This window comes from Paenibacillus sp. TC-CSREp1 (genome assembly GCF_050171015.1).
GTDB classification, from domain to species: Bacteria; Bacillota; Bacilli; order Paenibacillales; family Paenibacillaceae; genus Paenibacillus; species Paenibacillus silvae.
On the sequence record NZ_JBNOKM010000006.1, the window covers coordinates 279,590 to 299,149 of the forward strand.

Here is a 19,560-nt window from a genome sequence, read left to right on the forward strand (position 1 = left end):
CAAGTAGTGTTTGCTGGAGTGGTCGATCTCATTCCGCATAAATACAGGAAAACAAAAAGCCCGGCTTCTATTGATCCGGGCTTTTTGCAGCAGGTGAACGCAATGTGATGAGATGTACCTCAGCGGGACAACCTAGTCTTAAGGGAAGATGATTTGTGCCAAATCCCCTGCTCACCAGCATTTTGCCATTCCGACTATCTTGTTTGTGCCGCCTTAAGAAGAACCAGCCGGATGACACCTTGCGGTAAGCCCTGTTCAGAAATACGGGGCCGAACCATGGCAACACCAGTTGTCCCCCATGGGTATGACCACTTAATACGAGATCAGCATGCAGTTCCAGTCTCAGGGCTTCCAGCGGATCGTGAATCAAAACAATTGTGCATTCGTCATGTTCCTGATTTCGAAGCAGCTCCTCTGACTGTTTAGAACGATAATCCAGCCCGATCAGTCTTAGCTGATCCGATCCCTTTTGCAAATAAACCGCCGTATCCTGTAGAAGCAGCACGTTGGATTCATCTAAAATCCGTTTCAAGTGAGCAGTACCCGCTTTTTTGTCATGATTACCATACACCGCAAAAGCCGGTGCTATCCTCGAAAGCAGACTCATATTGTGTCTTACAATCGACCAAGGAATTCCCTCCTCAGCGATATCCCCACCAATCAGCACCCAGTCAGCCTTCCCCTTCCACTTCTCGAAGTCCGTGGTTCTCAGCAGGCGTTTATGCGTATCCGATACATACAAAATGGTGGCACCGTCAAATGCTGCTGGAAGATTAATCAGCTCTACGTCATCCTGAATTAGATCGTATGCTCTGGCTTGAAGCCACATATGCAGCAATGCTGCTGCTGAAATAACGATAAAAATGGTGAACAGCATTACCACGGTAGTGGCAGGAAGGTGTTTAACGGAGGCGCTCCTTTGATGCCCCACCACACCAATCCAACAGTTAACATGATGAAAATAAAAATAAGTGAGTTAACAAATCTTTTGCTTAACCTCAAACGTCTTGAAGGATGCAATTCGGTCCGAGTGGGCAAGGATCTTGCCTCAGAAACCGAGTCCTCCTGCTGGTTAGCCGTTTTTTTGGAACGACTCGGTGCTCGCTGCGGTAAAACAGGGCTTTCCAGTGCAGATGCATAGGATTGACGCTGTGACCGAGGTAAAGTGATTGAAGTAATGGGTGGAGTACCACCTGTTTCGGCAGCAGCCGCCGTTTCAGCGACCAGACTGGTCTGGGAAACTGTGCGGCGCTCGATTTTCTCTTTTTTATCCGAGTGACGCTGACGTTGACTGCCATATGTTTTCATTCTGCTTAGTGGCTGACTCATGATCCCCTCCGAAAACGTATCGCCAAACCGGATACCAAGTCAATTACAAAATGACATAGAATAGGTGCCCACAACGTACCGGACTGCAAATAAATCCAGCCCAATCCGTAACTTGAGAGAAACACCCAGCCTGTAGGAATCCAGTGGCGAAGATAACGAATGTGAATAACTGCAAATAAAATACTTGTCCAGTATGGACCTATGACATGTTGTATCGCACCCCGGAACAGCAGTTCCTCGCACACAGCCACTATGGCCGCTATACATACAATATGCCAGATTGGACGCCCGCGAAACAGAAGCTCGTTAATGCCGCCGTCATCCATACTTTCCTGCGGTATCACATAGGACAGCACCAAATCCATGACAAGCATAATACCAGCCAGACCAAGACCCCACCATAAAAATTGAAGATGCTCAGGCAAGGCCAGAACCTCTAATACATTCCTCTTTTGCAGCAAAATCCATACAACACCAATAATTAAAGTCAACCCCTGAGTAAAATAAAGGTTAATCAATAATAAGCGCTCAGTTAACTGCTGCGGTTCGGCCTTCTGAATTTTGAATTTTGGAAACTTCCTGTTTTTCATTGCATGCGTCTGTCCCTTGAGTTATTTGATATCAATAATTGTTCCATTGACTAATTCTAAATTATTTCATCGACTAATCCAAAATTATGTCCGTTCACCTATCCAAAATTACTTTCATTCGCCCATCCCAATTTTTTTCTTTCGCAAATACGATAGTATACTAAATGATAGCCAAAAAACCAATCCGGTTCAAGACCTGTCCCAAGTCCCGGATATTTACCCTGAAACGTTACTTCATTAATGCGATGAAATTTGTTTTATTAACGCAATAAATTGGTTTCGCGAAACAGCAGGATTAAGTTGTTTTCACTCGGATTTCACCCCCCCTTTGCAGAGAGGGACAGCTCTATAATTGTGCGGCAAGCTCCACAAACGACGCGTGTAATTAAAACATTTAAGCCTATTGACATGCTCATGTCAGCCATGATACATTATGAAAAAATTAGTCACGTTAAACACGGTGATAAAAAAAGTGTTAAACACGATGATGGAAAAAAGACGTTGCAGTGTCTTTCAGAGAGCCGATGGTTGGTGCAAATCGGTGGCAGGCAAATGTTCTTGAGCGCTCCTGAGTTATTGCATTGAAACTGGAGTAGGTGCAATCGGTTTAGACCCGTTATCCTCTTCGGTCTTTCATTAGACCGCTAAGACTGTCGTTGCGAAACGGCAGTGAATTAGGGTGGTACCACGACAACTCTCGTCCCTTATTGCGCAAGCAGTATGTGGATTGAGAGTTTTTTTGATTGTTTTTGATAAAAAGAGTCCTGTGGAATCACCCTGTTTGTTTACCCTGCTCCTCTGCCACAGTACCGCGTTGTTGGAGGGAAGGATCATTTGGTTTTAAGGACGTTCTCCTGTCGGAGATCAATCCTTGACGAATATAGATATACAAATCCAAGGAGGAAGAAACCATGTACAAAGTGTTAGTGTCGGACCCAATCAGTGATCTGGGGATTCAGCAGCTGGTGGATGCAAGTGATGTTGTTGTCGAGAAGAAAACCGGACTTAGTGAAGATGAGCTTGTTGCCATTATTGGTGATTATGATGCACTCCTCGTTCGCAGCCAAACACGTGTTACTGAACGTATTATGACGGCTGGTACAAATCTTAAAGTCATCGGACGTGCAGGTGTTGGTGTTGATAATATTGAGCTTGAACCTGCTACACAACGCGGAATTATCGTTATTAATGCACCTGACGGAAACACTATTACCACTTGTGAGCATACTTTTGCAATGATGATGGCACTGGCCCGTCACATTCCGCAAGCCTACGCCAAAACCATTCAAGGTACATGGGATCGGAAAACTTTCCTCGGCGTGGAATTGAGAAATAAAACACTGGGTGTACTCGGTATGGGACGGATCGGAAGCGAAGTTGCCAAACGGGCTAAAGCTTTCGGAATGGATATTCTCGCATACGACCCTTTCCTTACAGAAGAGCGTGCAGAAAAATTGCAAGTGAAGCTGGCAAGTGTGGATGATATTATCCGCAATGCAGACTTCATGACCGTGCACACACCACTTACTCCAGAAACTCGCCATATGATTTCCCGTCCACAGTTTGAAGTAATGAAAAAAGGCATGAGAATTATCAACTGTGCCCGCGGCGGTGTTATTGACGAGATGGCCCTTGTGGAAGCTATTAATGAAGGTATTGTAGCTGGTGCAGCATTTGACGTATTTGAAAGCGAGCCGCCTGCGGCAGATCATCCGTTCCTGAATCACCCAAGCATCATTGTTACACCGCACTTGGGCGCATCGACGGTAGAAGCTCAGGAAAATGTAGCCATTGACGTATCAGAGCAGGTGCTTCACATTCTTCGTAATGAACCGTTCAAAAATGCTGTAAATATGCCGCCTGTTGCACCAGCGGTTATGAACAAGCTGCAGCCTTATTTCAAACTGGGTGAAACACTGGGCAGCTTTGCCGCTCAAATCACACAGAACGCTGTGCAAGAGATTCGCATTGATTATGCGGGTGAGCTGTCCGAGGTAGATACATCACCACTGACACGTTATATTGTGAAAGGTGTTCTTGCCAGACATTTGGGCGGAGAAGCCAACATCGTCAACTCCATGCACCTTGCGAAAATTCGTGACTTGAATATTGTGGTCAGCCAAACCTCGGCTACAAAAGGGTTCACAAATCTGATTACTGTAACTCTGGTGACCAATCAGGATGCAGAAGAACGCCGTGTTGCAGGTACACTTCTTGCGGGATATGGTGAGCGGATTGTGCGTCTGGACAAATTCCCGGTTGATATCGCACCGGAAAGCCACCAGATTCTGATCTCTCACAACGATAAACCGGGGATCATCGGACGTGTAGGTACATTGCTTGGTCAAAATGATGTGAACATCGCCTCCATGCAGGTAGGCCGTAAAATTATTGGCGGTGCTGCGATCATGATTCTGACCGTGGATAAAGAAGTACCAAAAGATGTGCTGGTTCAGCTCACAGCTTTGCCTGAATTGAACACAGCCGTTGAGATTGTACTGGGCTAATATCGCGGCTTATAATATACAAAAGAGACGGGAACGATGATGTTCCCGTCTCTTTCTGTACGTGAAAATGTGCTTTTTATCTATGAACTTGTGTGTTTTAACTTAATTGAATAATGGTTAATGTTGCACCCGGTGGTGCCAGAACAGCTGTAGCTACAAGGCCGAAAAGCTGCAGCTGGATCGTCGAGCCTGCGGTAACTGAGATAATAAATTCAGTCGTTAACTGACTTATGGAAAGTGCAGGAGAAACTACACTTGCGGGAACCGATGCCCCATTGAGCAGCACACGGGATTGAATTAATGCAGCAGCTGTTAAGTTTATTCTATAAGATATAAAGTACCGTCCAGTGTTGGCTAAGGTGAACGTATCGTTAGATCCATTAACTGTAATGCCCGTGCCGATGTTTTGATTGTTAGGCAGCGGGATCAAAGTACCACCCAAAATAACAACGATCGTACCGGTCGTATTTTCTGCAAACGCCGACGTAGCTGTGACAGACGTTCCTGTTGCCCCTGTAGCACCTGTATCTCCTGTCGAGCCCGTGGCTCCGGTGATACTTGCACCTGTCGCTCCAGTGACTCCTGTTCCTCCAGTCGCACCTGTAACCCCATCTACTCCCGTTGCTCCAGCAGCTCCGGTCGTACCTGTCGCCCCGGTGATACTTGCACCTGTCGCTCCAGTGACTCCTGTTCCTCCGGTCGCACCCGTAACTCCATCTGCGCCCGTTGCTCCCGTGGCTCCGGTTGAACCTGTTGACCCGGTAATACTTGCACCTGTCGCTCCGGTGACTCCTGTTCCTCCGGTCGCACCCGTAACTCCATCTACGCCTGTTGCTCCAGTCGCACCTGTAACCCCATCTACGCCTGTTGCTCCAGTCGCACCTGTAACCCCATCTACTCCCGTTGCTCCAGTAGCTCCTGTATCTCCTGTCGAGCCTGTGGCCCCAGTGATACTTGCACCTGTCGCTCCGGTGACTCCTGTTCCTCCGGTCGCACCTGTAACTCCATCTGCGCCTGTTGCACCCGTAGCTCCTGTATCTCCTGTCGAGCCTGTGGCCCCAGTGATACTTGCACCCGTCGCTCCGGTGACTCCTGTCGAGCCTGTGGCCCCAGTGATACTTGCACCTGTCGCTCCGGTGACTCCTGTTCCTCCGGTCGCACCTGTAACTCCATCTGCGCCTGTTGCACCCGTAGCTCCTGTATCTCCTGTCGAGCCTGTGGCCCCAGTGATACTTGCTCCTGTTGCTCCAGTGACTCCAGTAGAACCTGTTCCTCCGGTCTCCCCAGTTGTACCTGCAGCTCCCGTCACACCTGTCGCTCCTGCGGCTGCCAACAGCGTGTAATCCGCCGATGTGCCCGGCGTTCCTGTTGGGGATGCCACAGTCGCAATATACGTGCTTCCGTCAAACGTAACAATCTGACCTGCTGGATATGTCGGGGCCACTGCCGGATCAAACGCAACGATGCCTGTTAAACCAACCCCGGTCGCTCCAGTCAGACCTGTTGCCCCGGTCGAGCCTGCAACTCCCGTTGCACCTGTAGTTCCCGTGACTCCAGTAGAACCTGTTCCTCCGGTCTCCCCTGTTGTACCTGTTGCTCCCGCGGCTGCCAACAGCGTGTAATCTGCCGATGTGCCCGGCGTTCCCGTTGGGGATGCCACAGTCGCAATATACGTGCTTCCGTCAAACGTAACAATCTGACCTGCTGGATATGTCGGGGCCACTGCCGGATCAAACGCAACGATGCCTGTTAAACCAACCCCGGTCGCTCCAGTCAGACCTGTTGCCCCGGTGACTCCTGTTTCTCCGGTCGCACCCGTAACTCCATCTGCTCCTGTTGCCCCGGTCGAGCCTGCAACTCCCGTTGCACCTGTAGCTCCCGTGACTCCAGTAGCACCTGTTCCCCCGGTCTCCCCTGTTGTACCTACTGCTCCCGTCACACCTGTCGCTCCTGCGGCTGCCAGCAGCGTGTAATCCGCTGATGTGCCCGGCGTTCCCGTTGGGGATGCCACAGTCGCGATATACGTGCTTCCGTCAAACGTAACGATCTGACCCGCCGGATACGTTGGGGCCACTGCCGGATCAAACGCTACGACACCTGTTAAACCAACCCCGGTCGCTCCAGTCAGACCTGTTGCCCCGGTGACTCCTGTTTCTCCGGTCGCACCCGTAACTCCATCTGCTCCTGTTGCCCCGGTCGAGCCTGCAACTCCCGTTGCACCTGTAGTTCCCGTGAATCCAGTAGCACCTGTTCCTCCTGTCTCCCCAGTTGTGCCTGGTGCTCCCGTCACACCTGTCGCTCCTGCGGCTGCCAACAGCGTGTAATCCGCTGATGTGCCCGGCGTTCCTGTTGGGGATGCCACAGTCGTGATATACGTGCTTCCGTCAAACGTAACAATCTGACCCGCTGGATAGGTCGGGGCCACTGCCGGGTCAAACGCAACAATGCCTGTTAAACCAACCCCGGTCGCTCCAGTCAGACCTGTTGCCCCGGTGACTCCTGTTTCTCCGGTCGCACCCGTAACTCCATCTGCTCCTGTTGCCCCGGTCGAGCCTGCAACTCCCGTTGCACCTGTAGTTCCCGTGACTCCAGTAGAACCTGTGACTCCAGTAGAACCTGTGACCCCTGTCTCCCCAGTTGTACCTGCTGCTCCCGTCACACCCGTCGCTCCTGCGGCTGCCAGCAGCGTGTAATCCGCTGATGTGCCCGGCGTTCCTGTTGGGGATGCCACAGTCGTGATATACGTGCTTCCGTCAAACGTAACAATCTGACCTGCTGGATAGGTCGGGGCCACTGCCGGATCAAACGCTACGACACCTGTTAAACCAACCCCGGTCGCTCCAGTCAGACCTGTTGCCCCGGTGACTCCTGTTTCTCCGGTCGCACCCGTAACTCCATCTGCTCCTGTTGCCCCGGTCGAGCCTGCAACTCCCGTTGCACCTGTAGCTCCCGTGACTCCAGTAGAACCTGTTCCCCCGGTCTCCCCTGTTGTACCTGCTGCTCCTGTCACACCTGTAGCTCCTGCGGCAGCCAACAGCGTGTAATCCCCAGATGTGCCCGGTGTTCCCGTTGGGGAAGCCACATTCGCAATATACGTGCTTCCGTCAAACGTAACGACCTGACCTGCTGGATAGGTCGGGGCCACTGCCGGATCAAACGCAACGATACCCGTTAAACCGACACCCGTCGTCCCGGTTGGCCCCGGTGCACCTGTTGATCCTGTCGCCCCCGCTGCAGCAAGTAATGTATAATCCGGTGATGTGCCTGGCGTTCCTGTTGGTGATGTTACGTTAGTGATATACGTATTTCCGTTGTACGTTACTACCTGACCTGCCGGATATGTTGGTGCTATTGCTGGATCAAATGGTATTGAGCCGTCAAGACCAGCTCCAGTGGCTCCCGTTGCACCCGTAGTACCTGCGCCGGCAAGCAACGTATAGTCTGCTGATGTGCCTGGCGTTCCTGTTGGTGAAGTGACACTCGTTATATACGTGCTTCCGTTATATGTCACAATCTGTCCTGCCGGATACGTTGGTGCTTGCCCCGGATCAAAGGTAACTATACCTGTTAAACCAACTCCCGTTGCACCTGTTGGTCCTGTTGGTCCTGTTGGTCCTGTTGGTCCAGCTCCTGCAATTAACGTATAATCCGGTGAGCTTCCAGGCGTTCCTGTTGGGGATGCCACATTCGTAATATACGTACTTCCATTGTAGGTTACCACTTGACCCGCTGAATACGTTGGTGCTTGCGCAGGATCAAATGCCATCGAGCCGCCGAGTCCGGCCCCGGTGGCACCCGTTACTCCTGCTGATGCAATTAATGTGTAGTCTGACGATGTACCTGGTGTACCCGTCGGACCTGCTACACTGGTAATATATGTGCTGCCATTGTAGGTAACGACTTGCCCCAATGGATATCCTGATGCAAGCACAGGGTCAAATGCCACAGCTCCAGAAAGGCCGACTCCTGTTGCACCTGTTGCTCCTGTTGTTCCCGGAGGGTCTGCACCAAGTAACAGTGTGTAATCAGGTGAGCTCCCCGGTACGCCTGTTGGTCCATTCACATTAGCTACATACAAGCTGCCATTATAGCTGACAACCTGACCTTGTGCATAAGTAGATCCGGTGGAAGGGTTAAAAGTTGTAATATTGTTTAAACCTACGCCCGGAGCACCTGCTGGGCCTTGTATGCCTTGCGGTCCAGCAGGACCGACAGGTCCGACTGGACCCACTGCACCTGCTGGGCCTGCCGGTCCTCTCGCTCCGGGAACGCCTGGAACCCCTGGAACCCCTGGTACACCCGGAGGTCCTGGCGGCCCCGTTACGCCACCGCCAAGAGTCGTTGTTGCTCTGCTTAATGAGATGGATATGGAACGGATTAACCCGACTAGTCTATCTTTGTCTGCCGGCGGAATCTCCAGCAGCAAGGTGACGCTCAGCAGGTCATCCAGCAGATTTTGCAAGTTACCTGCCAGATTAATCAAAGCAACAGGAACAACCTCAGAAGAGGCAATGGTCAGCTCTAGTACAGCTTGAAGCTCCGCTTTCACACCCGCTCGGAACTCAGATTGATTCACAAATGTAAGTAATTGACGGAGCCCATTCTGTAATGCAAGTATATTAGCCGCGGTAGGCTGACTAACTGTAGCTGGAATCGTCACGGCAAGAGAACGAAGAATAGATTCATATTGCTCAAGTTCACTCGCATTTATTGGAATAAACGGTGATCCCGCTCGAAATGATCTGCCTTCCAAAAATGCTTTGATGTTTACTCTTTTTCGTCCATCGGACATGTTTGATTCAATCCTCCTTTAGCATGTTGTTTTTCAAGCTTATGAAGGAGATGTACAAAAATTATCTTGGACATTTTTTTCACAGCAAAAAAATAATGTTATCTTTGTTCCACGATGAACAAGATTAAACGGAAGACTTCAACAAAAAACACCCTCCATCAGAGGGTGTTTCGGCATTTTTTGTTTGCTATTTCGAAGAATCCAGAGGAAATTGTAAAATAAACTCTGTGCCTTCACCAAGTACACTATTGACTTGAATCGTACCTTGATGAGCGTCTACAATATTTTTTACGATAGCGAGGCCCAGACCGGTTCCTACGCTTTCTCCCCGGACGCGAGCTTTGTCTGCCTTGTAAAAACGCTCAAATATAAACGGTACGTCTGATGAGGGAATACCCACACCCTGATCCTTTACACACACTCTGACGAAAGGAGCACGCATATGTGTGACCAGTTCAGCAGAAATCACTACACTTTTACCCTCAGGCGTGTGCCTGAACGCATTATCCAGTAAATTCGTAAACACCTGCTCAAGCCGATCCTCATCAGCCTGCTGAAGAGAAATCTCCTGCTTGCATTCATACTGAAGCTGAATTCCCTGCTCCTTCGAGCGTACCATAAATTTTCGATAAATGCGTTCGAGCAATTCCCCGAGTTCAACTTCCCTCATGTTCATATCTGTATGTCCTGCATCCATACGTGCAAGATCTAACAAATCTTTCACCAGCCTGCCCATCCGCAGCGATTCATCATGAATGACCTGAATCAGTTCTTCACTCTCTTCCGGCGATGTTGCCATTCCGTCCAGGAGCGCTTCGCTGTATCCCTGCATCATAGACAAGGGAGTGCGAATCTCATGAGATACGTTGGCCACGAAATCACGGCGCATTTTTTCCATTTTCACTTCTTCCGTAACATCCCGCAAGACAGCAACCGCTCCGCGGACAACACTATCCGCATACAGAGGAGCCATCTGAACAGACCAGACCCCCTGCTGCACATGCACGTTGGAACTCTGATCCCCGCCCTGCTCCATCACCAATCTGAATAACGGAACAAGCGGCTCCGGTACATCCCGCGACGGCTTGACAGCAGAATGACCATCCAGACCTTCATGCTCCTGAGCCCAGTCAAGGGCACACCATGCCTGCATGATTTTCTCCCCAGGCGGATTCGTCAGAATCACCTTGCCTTCACCATCAAACGTAATCACGGCATCGGTCATACTCCGAAGCACACTTGCCAAATGCTCCTTCTCATGATTCAAATTCCGGATTGTATCCTCCAGTTGTATAGCCATGTGATTAAACGTGTTCGCCAATTCACCAATTTCGTCATTGGTTCGAAGTGAAAGCCGGGTACCGTAATTGCCTTTACGGATCGCATTGGCAGCCTGAATCAACTGCTGCATAGGCTGCGTAATTTTGGTGAACAGAAACAATGCAAAAAAGGTCGTTAAACTAAAACCGACGATACATATATACGTAAACAGCCTCTTGATGTCTCTGGACTCCGTCTCGGCAAAGTTGGTATCAATATAGGGCAACAGAAATAAACCCAGCGCTATAAGTACACAACCCACAAGGCATATAATTGTAATCCATAACTTTCCAACCAGTGATCTCCAGAAAGCAAAACTATTTCGGTACTTCCAGTTTATAACCGACACCCCACACGGTTGTAATCATCGCTGCCGATTCAGGAGATACCTTGTTCAGCTTCTCGCGAAGACGCTTCACATGGGTATCCACGGTACGAAGATCACCGAAAAATTCGTAATTCCATACATCTTTAAGCAGTTCTTCTCTGGAGAAAACTTTGTCCGGTGACGTTGCCAAATAATGCAACAATTCATACTCTTTCGGAGTTAAGCTGATCTCTTCGCCGCCCGCAGTCACCCGGTGTGCATCATGCTCAATGACCAGATGGGGAAATACAATATTGTTGCTTGAATTGCTCTCTTTAGACAAATATGCAGTTGCCGAAGAGCGGCGCAGAATCGCTTTCACACGATAAATAACCTCACGCGGACTAAACGGTTTCACGACGTAGTCATCCGCGCCGACCTCAAACCCTTGTACTCGGTTAATCTCTTCCCCTTTTGCAGTAAGCATCAAAACAGGGGTTGATTTGACTTGACGCAGCCGAGTGCACACTTCAACACCATCCATGCCTGGAAGCATAACATCCAGCAGAATAAGGCCGTAATCACCTGCGGTTGCTTTGCGAAGTGCTGTTTCTCCATCCTCCGCTTCGTCAATTTCATAGCCTTCTTTTTCAAGATACATTTTTAAGAGTCTGCGGATTCTTTCTTCATCATCCACGACCAGTATACGATTCTCATGTTCCGACATGCCACTCCAGCCCCTTTGCAATAACTCCTCAATCACTTCTATTATGTTCGATCCTGCGAACAATATTTGAACACCCTGTTTAACCCACAGGGTACATCATGAAATTTACCGTTGGTATGTCCCTCATGTAACAGACTCTATTAGTCTGCTCCAGCATAGGAATGCAATCCCGCGATAATCAGATTTACGCCAACCAGCGTAAACATCACGACCAGAAAACCGAGCACGGCAAGCCAAGCAGACTTCTGCCCCTGCCATCCTTTGGATAAACGCAAATGCAGATACACACTATAATACAGCCACGTAATTAATGCCCACACTTCTTTCGGGTCCCAGCCCCAGAAGCGGCTCCAGGCAATCTGTGCCCAGATCATGGCAAATATTAAAGCTCCCAGAGTAAAAATCGGGAATCCGATGGCTATGGCACGATAACTGATCTCATCAAGGTCATCAGCATCAATTCCATTCATCATGGGTTGCAGCGCTTGTCCAAGTGGTCTGCGTACAATTAAACGAATAATACCATATAGAATCAAACCTACAACAATAGACCAGACCACCGTGTTCAGCTTACGTCCTGCATTAACTCCATTCATCCAGGAAGGCGTTTCAAGTAATGGCTTCTTCATCCCGAGAAACGGTTCCATGCTCTCCACTTCGCTATTATATGGAGCAAAAACAGGAGGCATGCGATAAATCACTTTCTCTATTGTACTATTTCCCTCTACCTCTGTGTCAATGCCGACTGTTTTTTGCACAAAAACAGCCTCATATCCAGCTGAGCGGAAGGCAAACACTGTCCCGATAAATCCAATAACAACAACAATTGTAATCAGCGTAAACTCCACCCAGCCGCGTTGACGGCGGGAGGTCTTGTCCTTCCCGCTAAAATCAACCGTACGAAGCAGATACATAAAGCCGGCGGCAAAACCCACTGCGAAAAACGCCTCACCAAGCGCTGCAAGCGTAACATGTATTTTCAGCCAGATGGACTGTAATGCCGGGATCAAGGGCTGAACTTCCTGTGGAAATACAGCGGCATAGGCCATTATAATAATCGTCAGCGGAAGTGCAAACAAACCCAGCAAAGACTTGCGATAAATAGCGTAGACCACGATAAAAGCAACCATAATCATCATGGATAAAAAGGACATAAATTCGTACATATTACTTACCGGTATGTGACCTGCTCCAATCCAACGGGTTACGAAGAAAACAAGATGTGCTGTCAACGCTACCGTCGATGCAATAAATGCACGTTTGCCCCAGCGATTCATATGAGCCAGCGGATCACGATTACTCCATTTCTTGCCCATGACCGCAACGGCATACAACAAAAATGCAGCACAATATAGGAAAAAAGATACGATAAATGCGTCGCTGCTGAAATCCAGTATACTCATGCTTGGTTCCCCCCGTTATCCAACGACTTCTCATCCACTTCCAGCTTCATTTGTTTCAAAATCCCGGCAACTTCCCGCCGGAACCCAAACCAGTTCTTGTTGGTATGTCCGCCAAGCGTAATCCGCTCATCATCAAATCGAATCCATATCCGGCGATGATGCCAGTAAAAGCCCATTACAAGCCCCAGCATGACTATACCTGCGCCCACCCAAACAAACGGCATCGCTTTATCTACACGTATATTCAGGTAACTTACCGATTGGATAAGATCCACCTTATCCATGCTGTCTACCTCCAGCTCCAATGGAAGCTCGCCCCCTACAAGCTGACGATTGATTGCATCCTGCTGGAAGCGCTGCTTGTCGATTTGTTTGACAAAATACAAGTATTGCATGCCCTTCTCTGGCAAATCCGGCCCTTCAATGTGGAAAAGAAATGCAGGTGCGTTTGGAGAAGGAGACTTGGATTTGGGCACACCTTTATCGTCCAGTGCAAAATCCATATATTTCTCTTTAACCGTCAAAGTATAAGGTCCGACCTCGAAATTACGCTGTGTATCCGTCATATCAACCTTTAAAGAGCCGTATACCTCACCGGTTTTGGTATTAACCAGATCGGGCGTGACCGAGCGTATCGTTGGCGTCAGATCATAATCAAACTGGTACGCCTTCAGGCCATGGTAATTGAGTGGATGATTGACACGTACATCGTGCCTTGCAACCTCAGCGAGCTGAGGTTTTTTGGACGGATCAGAGCAATCTGCTGTACATTCATACAAAACGACCTTCGTTTCAAACAATTTGGGGACCGTTTTATTCAAATTTTTGAACTGCTCCGGCACCTCATCATCACTATAAAATTCCACATTAAACTTCTCATTTTTCAGATACATCGAAGTATTTGGAATCTTTTTGATCTCCCCTTCCGGAAAAGCCACATGCTCATCCAGATTCAGGCCAGGAAGCCCGCGTGCGAGTACAGCTAGCAGGAAGATGATAAGTCCGATATGGATAACATATGGACCCCAGCGACTGAAACGCTGCTTCTCCGCAAGCAATGCGTCTCCCTGAGTGTGCACACGATATCCTTTCTTGCGCAGCGGAGTAACCGCTTTCTTAATCCACTCTTCAGGGGCCTCTTCAACAGAACCTTGGTACACCAGTCGCTGTCTTGTCAGAAATTGCAGATGCTTGCGAATTCGCTGCTTGTTCAGCGCTTTGTATAGTGGAAGTACACGATCCAGGCTGCAGATGACAAGCGAAGCTCCGATCATAACCAGCAGTAAAATAAACCACCAGGATTCATATGTATGAGACAAGCCCAGCAGATAATAAATATGACCTAACTGACCATAGGTCTCTTTGTAATAAACTGAAGGGTCCATGTTCAGAAACGTGCTCTCCTGCGGATAGATTGTGCCCAGCATGGAGCCAACCAGTGTGAGAACGATCATATACACTGCAATTTTAACGGATGAAAAAAAGTTCCATATGCGATCGATAATATTGGGATTACTGCGCTGTGAACGCCGTGCCATCCCGTCATAACGCATCTCCAGCACTTCATTGGTTTGGGCTTCAGCCTCCAGCAGCGGTTTGCCACAGGCTTCACATAGTACTGTGCCTACCGGATTCTGATGTCCACACTCACATTTCGTATTTTGGAACACGAATAGACCTCCTGTCAGGGCTGCTTCGCCAGTTGTGAAATTTGAGCGTCAAGTGTACCCAGGTCCAATTGTCCGATGTGAATAGTGGAGATTTTGCCCGTTTCAGATACAAAAAACGTTGTCGGCATGGGAGAAATTCCGAAATCCCGAACTGAATTTTTGTCCCGGTCCAGCATAATCGGGAAATCCACACCCACCTGCTGCACAAAATTTTCTACAGTCATCTGATCTTCTCCAACGTTGATTCCGACAAATTGCACACCTTTATCTTTCCACTTGTCGGCCTGAGCTTGCAGCGCAGGCATCTCCTTCACACAAGGCTCACACCATGTGCCCCAGAAATTGATGACCATCGCTTTCCCTTGATATTCATCAGACGTATGAACTTGACCATCCAGGCCCAGCAGTTCAAAAGAAGGGGCTTGATCCCCTTCTTTTGGCTTGCCGTTCGAGCCAGATACCGATGTCGTAATCGCGTACCCGCCCAACACCAGGATCAAGCACAAAATAACGATTTGCACCGTTCTTCTTGATTTCCCCATGTGCTGACTCCCCTTTTTAATGACGATTTCATTCGCTCGTCTGTTTCGCACAGACAACTGTGAACATCCTATGAACAATTATAGCGAATTTCGTCACAAAACTGCGGCGGTTTTATGAAAATTATGTGTCCTCACATTACCTTTTTTTCATTTTTTTGGCGGGTTCGGACTTGGCGAGCGTAATCAAGTTGTTAACTTCCTCTTTCGTCAGCTTACGTGTCAGCCCGCGTTTCAGATTTTGCAGCAGAATACCACCAAAGGAAATCCGTTTCAGACGAATGACCGGATGGTTGATGGCCTCAAACATGCGTCTAACCTGACGATTTCGTCCTTCATAGATCGTAATGGAGATGACAGCCTCATTCGCCGCCGTATCTACATCCTTGTATTCTACTTCCGCTGGCGCTGTCATGCCATCCTCCAGCATAATTCCGTTTTTGAGCTTGTCCAGCGCAGAACCATGCGGTACACCTTTAACCGTTGCGAGATAAGTTTTGGGCACGTGATGTTTCGGGTGGGTCAGCAGATGTGCAAATTCTCCATCATTCGTAAGAATAAGCAGCCCTTCCGTGTCATAATCCAGACGACCTACCGGATAGACACGCTCCTTAACCCCTTTCAGATAGTCAGATACAATTTTACGTCCTTCCGGATCTGATGCACTTGTAATGACACCCTTCGGTTTGTTCAGCATCAAATATACTTTGTTCTCACTGCGGATCGGCTTGCCATTAACCGTAATCATATCCTCTTCGGGGTTCGCTTTCGTACCCAGCTCGGTTACGACCTCCCCGTTAACTTCCACTTTGCCGGACAGGATCAGTTCCTCACTCTTGCGGCGGGATGCAATGCCTGCCTGTGCAATAATTTTTTGTAATCTTTCCATGTTTGTCATGTCACCTCACACTAATGATACCCATCCAACCGGGAAATCACAAGGATTATCGTTTGCACACAAAAAAAGCCTACCTTCGCTCGACCGCTTTCGCTGCATCACGCAAAGGTAAACCTCCTTCATATTCAATCCTTACGAACCTGAAACTTTACCTGCAGCCACTACAGGATTTTTGGCCGGAGCCGCAGCTTCTTTAATAAACGACTGTAGTGTCTTTGAGGTGATAAAATATGTCCGACCGCCATAAACAAATGCCATCATGCCAATAACCTGATTATTCTGGTTCAGCACCGGCCCACCGGAATTACCTTGGGCCATCGCTTTAACGATGCTGCCAATGCCTGCTTTTCCTGGCACATCGGTCGCCTGCGAGCTGAACACTCGACTTTTGGCAATCGTGTTGTAGGTCTTAGGGAACTCATCATCGAGGAGCACTAGATCACCAGCAGCATTTTTAGGGAAACCGATGGTATACACCAGTTGATTGTCTTTGGCACTCGCAAACGTTACGGGTTCAGCATCAATTTCTTTATCCAGCTTGAGCAGAGCCATATCTGTTACGGGATCGGTTTTTATAATTTTTGCATGAACAGACTGATTCAGCGCACCCGGACTCGCTACAGTCAGCGTTCCCTCATCTCCAGCGGATAGCTCGGCATAGTCCTGCACAACATGGTAATTGGTCAGCACAACGTCTTTGGATATCAGAATTGAGGTGCCTACATCGTAATAAACCATGTCGGGCTCATCTGCTTTAATCAAGCGAACATTCACCACCGGAAAAGAATCGGCAGTTATAGCCATTTTAGCTCGCAATGATTTGTCGAAGTAACCGTTAAATTGTATCGTTTGCTCGGCTTGGGCAGCCGCTAGTCCTGCGGGACCTGCAAACAAACCTATGGCGAGCATACTGGTCATCCCTATATGAAGCATTCTTTTCCAACTCTTCTGCATGTCTCACTCTCCTCCGTTATCATTCTAGCATAACTAGTATATCGGAAGGAAAGGAGCGCTAGATTAACCAAAAACGATTAAACATATGACAAGAGCTGCAATAAATCCAACAACGTCCGAAAACAATCCAACTTTAAGTGCGTAACGGCCGTTCCGTATGCCCACCGCTCCGAAATAAACCGTCAATACATACAATGTCGTATCTGTACTGCCTTGAATGGTGGATGCCATCCGGCCAATCATGGAGTCAGGTCCATACGTTTTGATCAGATCGGTTGTAAAAGCCAGTGAGCCTGTCCCGGTTAGCGGTCGTAATATGCCGAGAGGTAACACTTCGCCGGGCACACCCATCCAGGACACAAGTGGTGTAAACAGACTAATGACATAATCGAGTGCCCCCGAGGCCCGGAAGACACTGATCGCTATCATCATGCCTACCAGATGAGGAATGATGCTGATCGCCGTCGAGAAGCCATCCTTGGCCCCATCAACAAAGGATTCGTAAACCGGGACCTTTTTGGTAAACGCATATAATGGAACAAACGCGATAATAACCGGAATGGCCCAGACGGAAATCCAGTTAATGAAGGTCAACAAGGCTGCTCATCCTTTCATGCCGGGATTACCGCTTGAAGTTACACGCGGCGGTCTGCGCAACGTCCTGTTTCGATACCAGCGGTCAGCCATTATGGCAGCCAGCGTGGCAATGATCGTAGCCATCAAGGTCGTGCCTACAATCTCTGTTGCATTGGCTGAATGATAGTTCAGCCGAATCGCAATCAAGGTCGTCGGTATGATCGTAATACTCGCTGTATTCAGAGCCAGAAGTGTACACATGGCCGGGGAAGCCGTTTGTTTGTCTGGATTAAGTTCCTGAAGCTGCTGCATGGCCTTGATGCCCATCGGTGTAGCTGCATTGCCAAGTCCGAGCAGATTGGCGCTCATGTTGGATAAGATGTAACCCATTGCCGGGTGGTCTTTCGGAACATCAGGAAACAGAAATCGAACAGCAGGTCCAAGCAGCTTCGCGATTCGATCAAGAAGACCGGCATCCTCTGCCATTTTCATCATACCCATCCAGAATACGAGCACACTGATCAGGCCGAAACATACGGTGACTCCTGTTGCCGCACCATCGAATGCTGCCTGAGTGACAACCTCGATCTTCCCGTTTACGGCTGCAAAAACAAAACCGATTAATATCATCATAAGCCAGATCAGATTAATCACTGCATCATGCCTCCCCTTCACAGCAAACTGCAAGCTATCCTTTAGGTTTTATTTTTATCAAGGCGATAACAACCTGCCCAGCACGGCTTTCCATGCAGATAACCATGTTGTGACATCCATGGCACTGCCGAGTGCCGCATCTTCCACTTTGGGCTCTGGCGGGATGTAGCTGCCTTTGCGATAAACCGGGATGGAGCCGATAACTTCACCATGCAGCTGCATGTCGATCCGCCCCGCCAATCCAAAGGAAGGACCGGTTGTTGAATTGCTCCCGGCTGTCTCAGCCTGTGAACGTTGATCAAGCAAAACCAGCTTTTTGGTTAATGCCTCCTGTTCTCCTTCAGCCAGCGGATATTTAAAGCCGCGTCCCGTGACAAGCTCCATATTTTGCACCGGCTGCTCATGCTTTGCGATTTCAACGAGCGGAAAATGTTCGAAACCAAAGTCCAGCATCTTGGCATGGTCATTCCAGTCGTCTCCATCGTTCAGCGTAACTGCGGCAAGCTGTTGTCCATCCCGAGTAGCCGAGCTGACCAGACAGCGGAATGCTTTTTTGGTATACCCTGTTTTCACCCCGTCGGCACCGTCATACAAACGAAGCATTTTGTTTTTGTTATGCCAGGAATATTCCCAGCTTTCATTCGGATTTGGCGCGGATTTGTTCTCTGTTGCCACGATGCGCTTGAACACCGGGTTATGTAGCGCATAAGCCGTTAATCTGGCCAGATCATTCGCTGTAGAATAGTGTCCCTCTGCATCAAGTCCATGCGGATTCATAAAATGAGAATGGGTTAGTCCGATTTGCTCTGCCTTTTTGTTCATCAGCAGTACAAAACCTTCCTCCGACCCACCCACATGTTCTGCAATCGCAGAAGCCGCGTCATTCCCAGACCGAAGCATGAGACCATATAACATGTTCTCGAGTGTCATCTCCTCGCCAAGCTTGAGGAAGAGCGAGGAGCCTTCCTTGGCAAAGGCGGAGGGCGAAACCTTAACCTTGTCATCCAGCTTTCCTTCTTCAATCGCAACGATGGCCGTCATAATTTTGGTCAAACTGGCAATACGAAGTTCCTTGTCCCCATCCTTGCTGTACAGAATCCGTCCAGAGGTGACATCAATCAGCGCTGCACTCTGCGCGTGGGTTGAGGGGGGAGTAACCATGGCCTGTACTGGCGATGCTCCTATCGTTGAAAACAGCAACACAGGCATTAGCATACCGACAACAGCCTTCATTAATTTTCGCATCCACATTCCTCCGGGTCGCTTGGAATCTTGTACTATCCTATGTTCGGAC

At 48.9% G+C, this 19,560-nt stretch carries 15 protein-coding genes and 1 other annotated feature; of the genes, 1 reads left to right on the plus strand and 14 read right to left on the minus strand.

Annotation, left to right across the window (positions count from 1 at the left end):
• Positions 1-67: 67 nt before the first annotated feature.
• Genes ACQSGY_RS11470 through ACQSGY_RS11480 form a run of 3 tightly spaced genes read right to left on the minus strand, consistent with a single transcriptional unit; the run spans position 68 to position 1,919 of the window.
• Positions 68-877, minus strand: coding sequence for a metallophosphoesterase (locus ACQSGY_RS11470; protein ID WP_427051974.1), 810 nt, complete (start codon positions 875-877; stop codon positions 68-70).
• Complete coding sequence (locus tag ACQSGY_RS11475) at positions 877-1,329, minus strand: hypothetical protein (RefSeq protein WP_427051975.1); 453 nt, start codon at positions 1,327-1,329, stop codon at positions 877-879. The genes ACQSGY_RS11470 and ACQSGY_RS11475 overlap by 1 nt, the downstream gene beginning before the upstream one ends.
• The gene (locus ACQSGY_RS11480; RefSeq protein WP_427051976.1) at positions 1,326-1,919 is read right to left on the minus strand and encodes a CPBP family intramembrane glutamic endopeptidase; all 594 of its coding nucleotides are present in this window, start codon (positions 1,917-1,919) and stop codon (positions 1,326-1,328) included. Before ACQSGY_RS11480 ends, ACQSGY_RS11475 begins: the two co-directional genes overlap by 4 nt.
• A gap of 475 nt (positions 1,920-2,394) precedes the next feature.
• Positions 2,395-2,627: a binding site (T-box leader), on the plus strand.
• Between the two features lie 203 nt (positions 2,628-2,830).
• Here ACQSGY_RS11480 and serA point away from each other — a divergent pair.
• Entirely contained in the window at positions 2,831-4,426 is a 1,596-nt protein-coding gene (gene serA / locus ACQSGY_RS11485; RefSeq protein ID WP_427051977.1) for a phosphoglycerate dehydrogenase, read from the plus strand.
• Positions 4,427-4,523: 97 nt separating this feature from the next.
• Here serA and ACQSGY_RS11490 read toward each other — a convergent pair whose 3' ends face one another.
• The 11 genes from ACQSGY_RS11490 to ACQSGY_RS11540 all read right to left on the minus strand — a co-directional run bounded on the left by ACQSGY_RS11490 (position 4,524) and on the right by ACQSGY_RS11540 (position 19,511).
• The gene (locus tag ACQSGY_RS11490) at positions 4,524-9,218 is read right to left on the minus strand and encodes a BclA C-terminal domain-containing protein (RefSeq protein ID WP_427051978.1); all 4,695 of its coding nucleotides are present in this window, start codon (positions 9,216-9,218) and stop codon (positions 4,524-4,526) included.
• 187 nt (positions 9,219-9,405) lie between these two features.
• Positions 9,406-10,800, minus strand: a complete 1,395-nt coding sequence (locus ACQSGY_RS11495) for an ATP-binding protein (RefSeq protein WP_427051979.1) — start codon at positions 10,798-10,800, stop codon at positions 9,406-9,408.
• A 55-nt stretch (positions 10,801-10,855) separates the two neighbouring features.
• Complete coding sequence (locus tag ACQSGY_RS11500; RefSeq protein ID WP_110894386.1) at positions 10,856-11,572, minus strand: response regulator transcription factor; 717 nt, start codon at positions 11,570-11,572, stop codon at positions 10,856-10,858.
• A 140-nt stretch (positions 11,573-11,712) separates the two neighbouring features.
• Entirely contained in the window at positions 11,713-12,975 is a 1,263-nt protein-coding gene (gene ccsA / locus ACQSGY_RS11505) for a cytochrome c biogenesis protein CcsA (RefSeq protein WP_111269587.1), read from the minus strand.
• Positions 12,972-14,645, minus strand: coding sequence for a cytochrome c biogenesis protein ResB (resB, locus tag ACQSGY_RS11510; protein WP_427051980.1), 1,674 nt, complete (start codon positions 14,643-14,645; stop codon positions 12,972-12,974). Before resB ends, ccsA begins: the two co-directional genes overlap by 4 nt.
• A gap of 14 nt (positions 14,646-14,659) precedes the next feature.
• Entirely contained in the window at positions 14,660-15,187 is a 528-nt protein-coding gene (locus tag ACQSGY_RS11515; protein WP_289371427.1) for a redoxin family protein, read from the minus strand.
• A gap of 136 nt (positions 15,188-15,323) precedes the next feature.
• Complete coding sequence (locus tag ACQSGY_RS11520; protein WP_110894394.1) at positions 15,324-16,073, minus strand: pseudouridine synthase; 750 nt, start codon at positions 16,071-16,073, stop codon at positions 15,324-15,326.
• Positions 16,074-16,214: 141 nt separating this feature from the next.
• Positions 16,215-17,036 carry a S1 family peptidase gene (locus ACQSGY_RS11525; RefSeq protein ID WP_427051981.1) on the minus strand — a complete coding sequence of 274 codons (822 nt, stop codon included), beginning with the start codon at positions 17,034-17,036 and terminating at the stop codon, positions 16,215-16,217.
• Between the two features lie 63 nt (positions 17,037-17,099).
• Positions 17,100-17,633 carry a spore maturation protein gene (locus ACQSGY_RS11530; RefSeq protein WP_427051982.1) on the minus strand — a complete coding sequence of 178 codons (534 nt, stop codon included), beginning with the start codon at positions 17,631-17,633 and terminating at the stop codon, positions 17,100-17,102.
• A 6-nt stretch (positions 17,634-17,639) separates the two neighbouring features.
• Complete coding sequence (locus tag ACQSGY_RS11535; protein ID WP_145403880.1) at positions 17,640-18,266, minus strand: nucleoside recognition domain-containing protein; 627 nt, start codon at positions 18,264-18,266, stop codon at positions 17,640-17,642.
• A 57-nt stretch (positions 18,267-18,323) separates the two neighbouring features.
• The gene (locus ACQSGY_RS11540; protein WP_427051983.1) at positions 18,324-19,511 is read right to left on the minus strand and encodes a D-alanyl-D-alanine carboxypeptidase family protein; all 1,188 of its coding nucleotides are present in this window, start codon (positions 19,509-19,511) and stop codon (positions 18,324-18,326) included.
• Positions 19,512-19,560 lie beyond the last annotated feature (49 nt).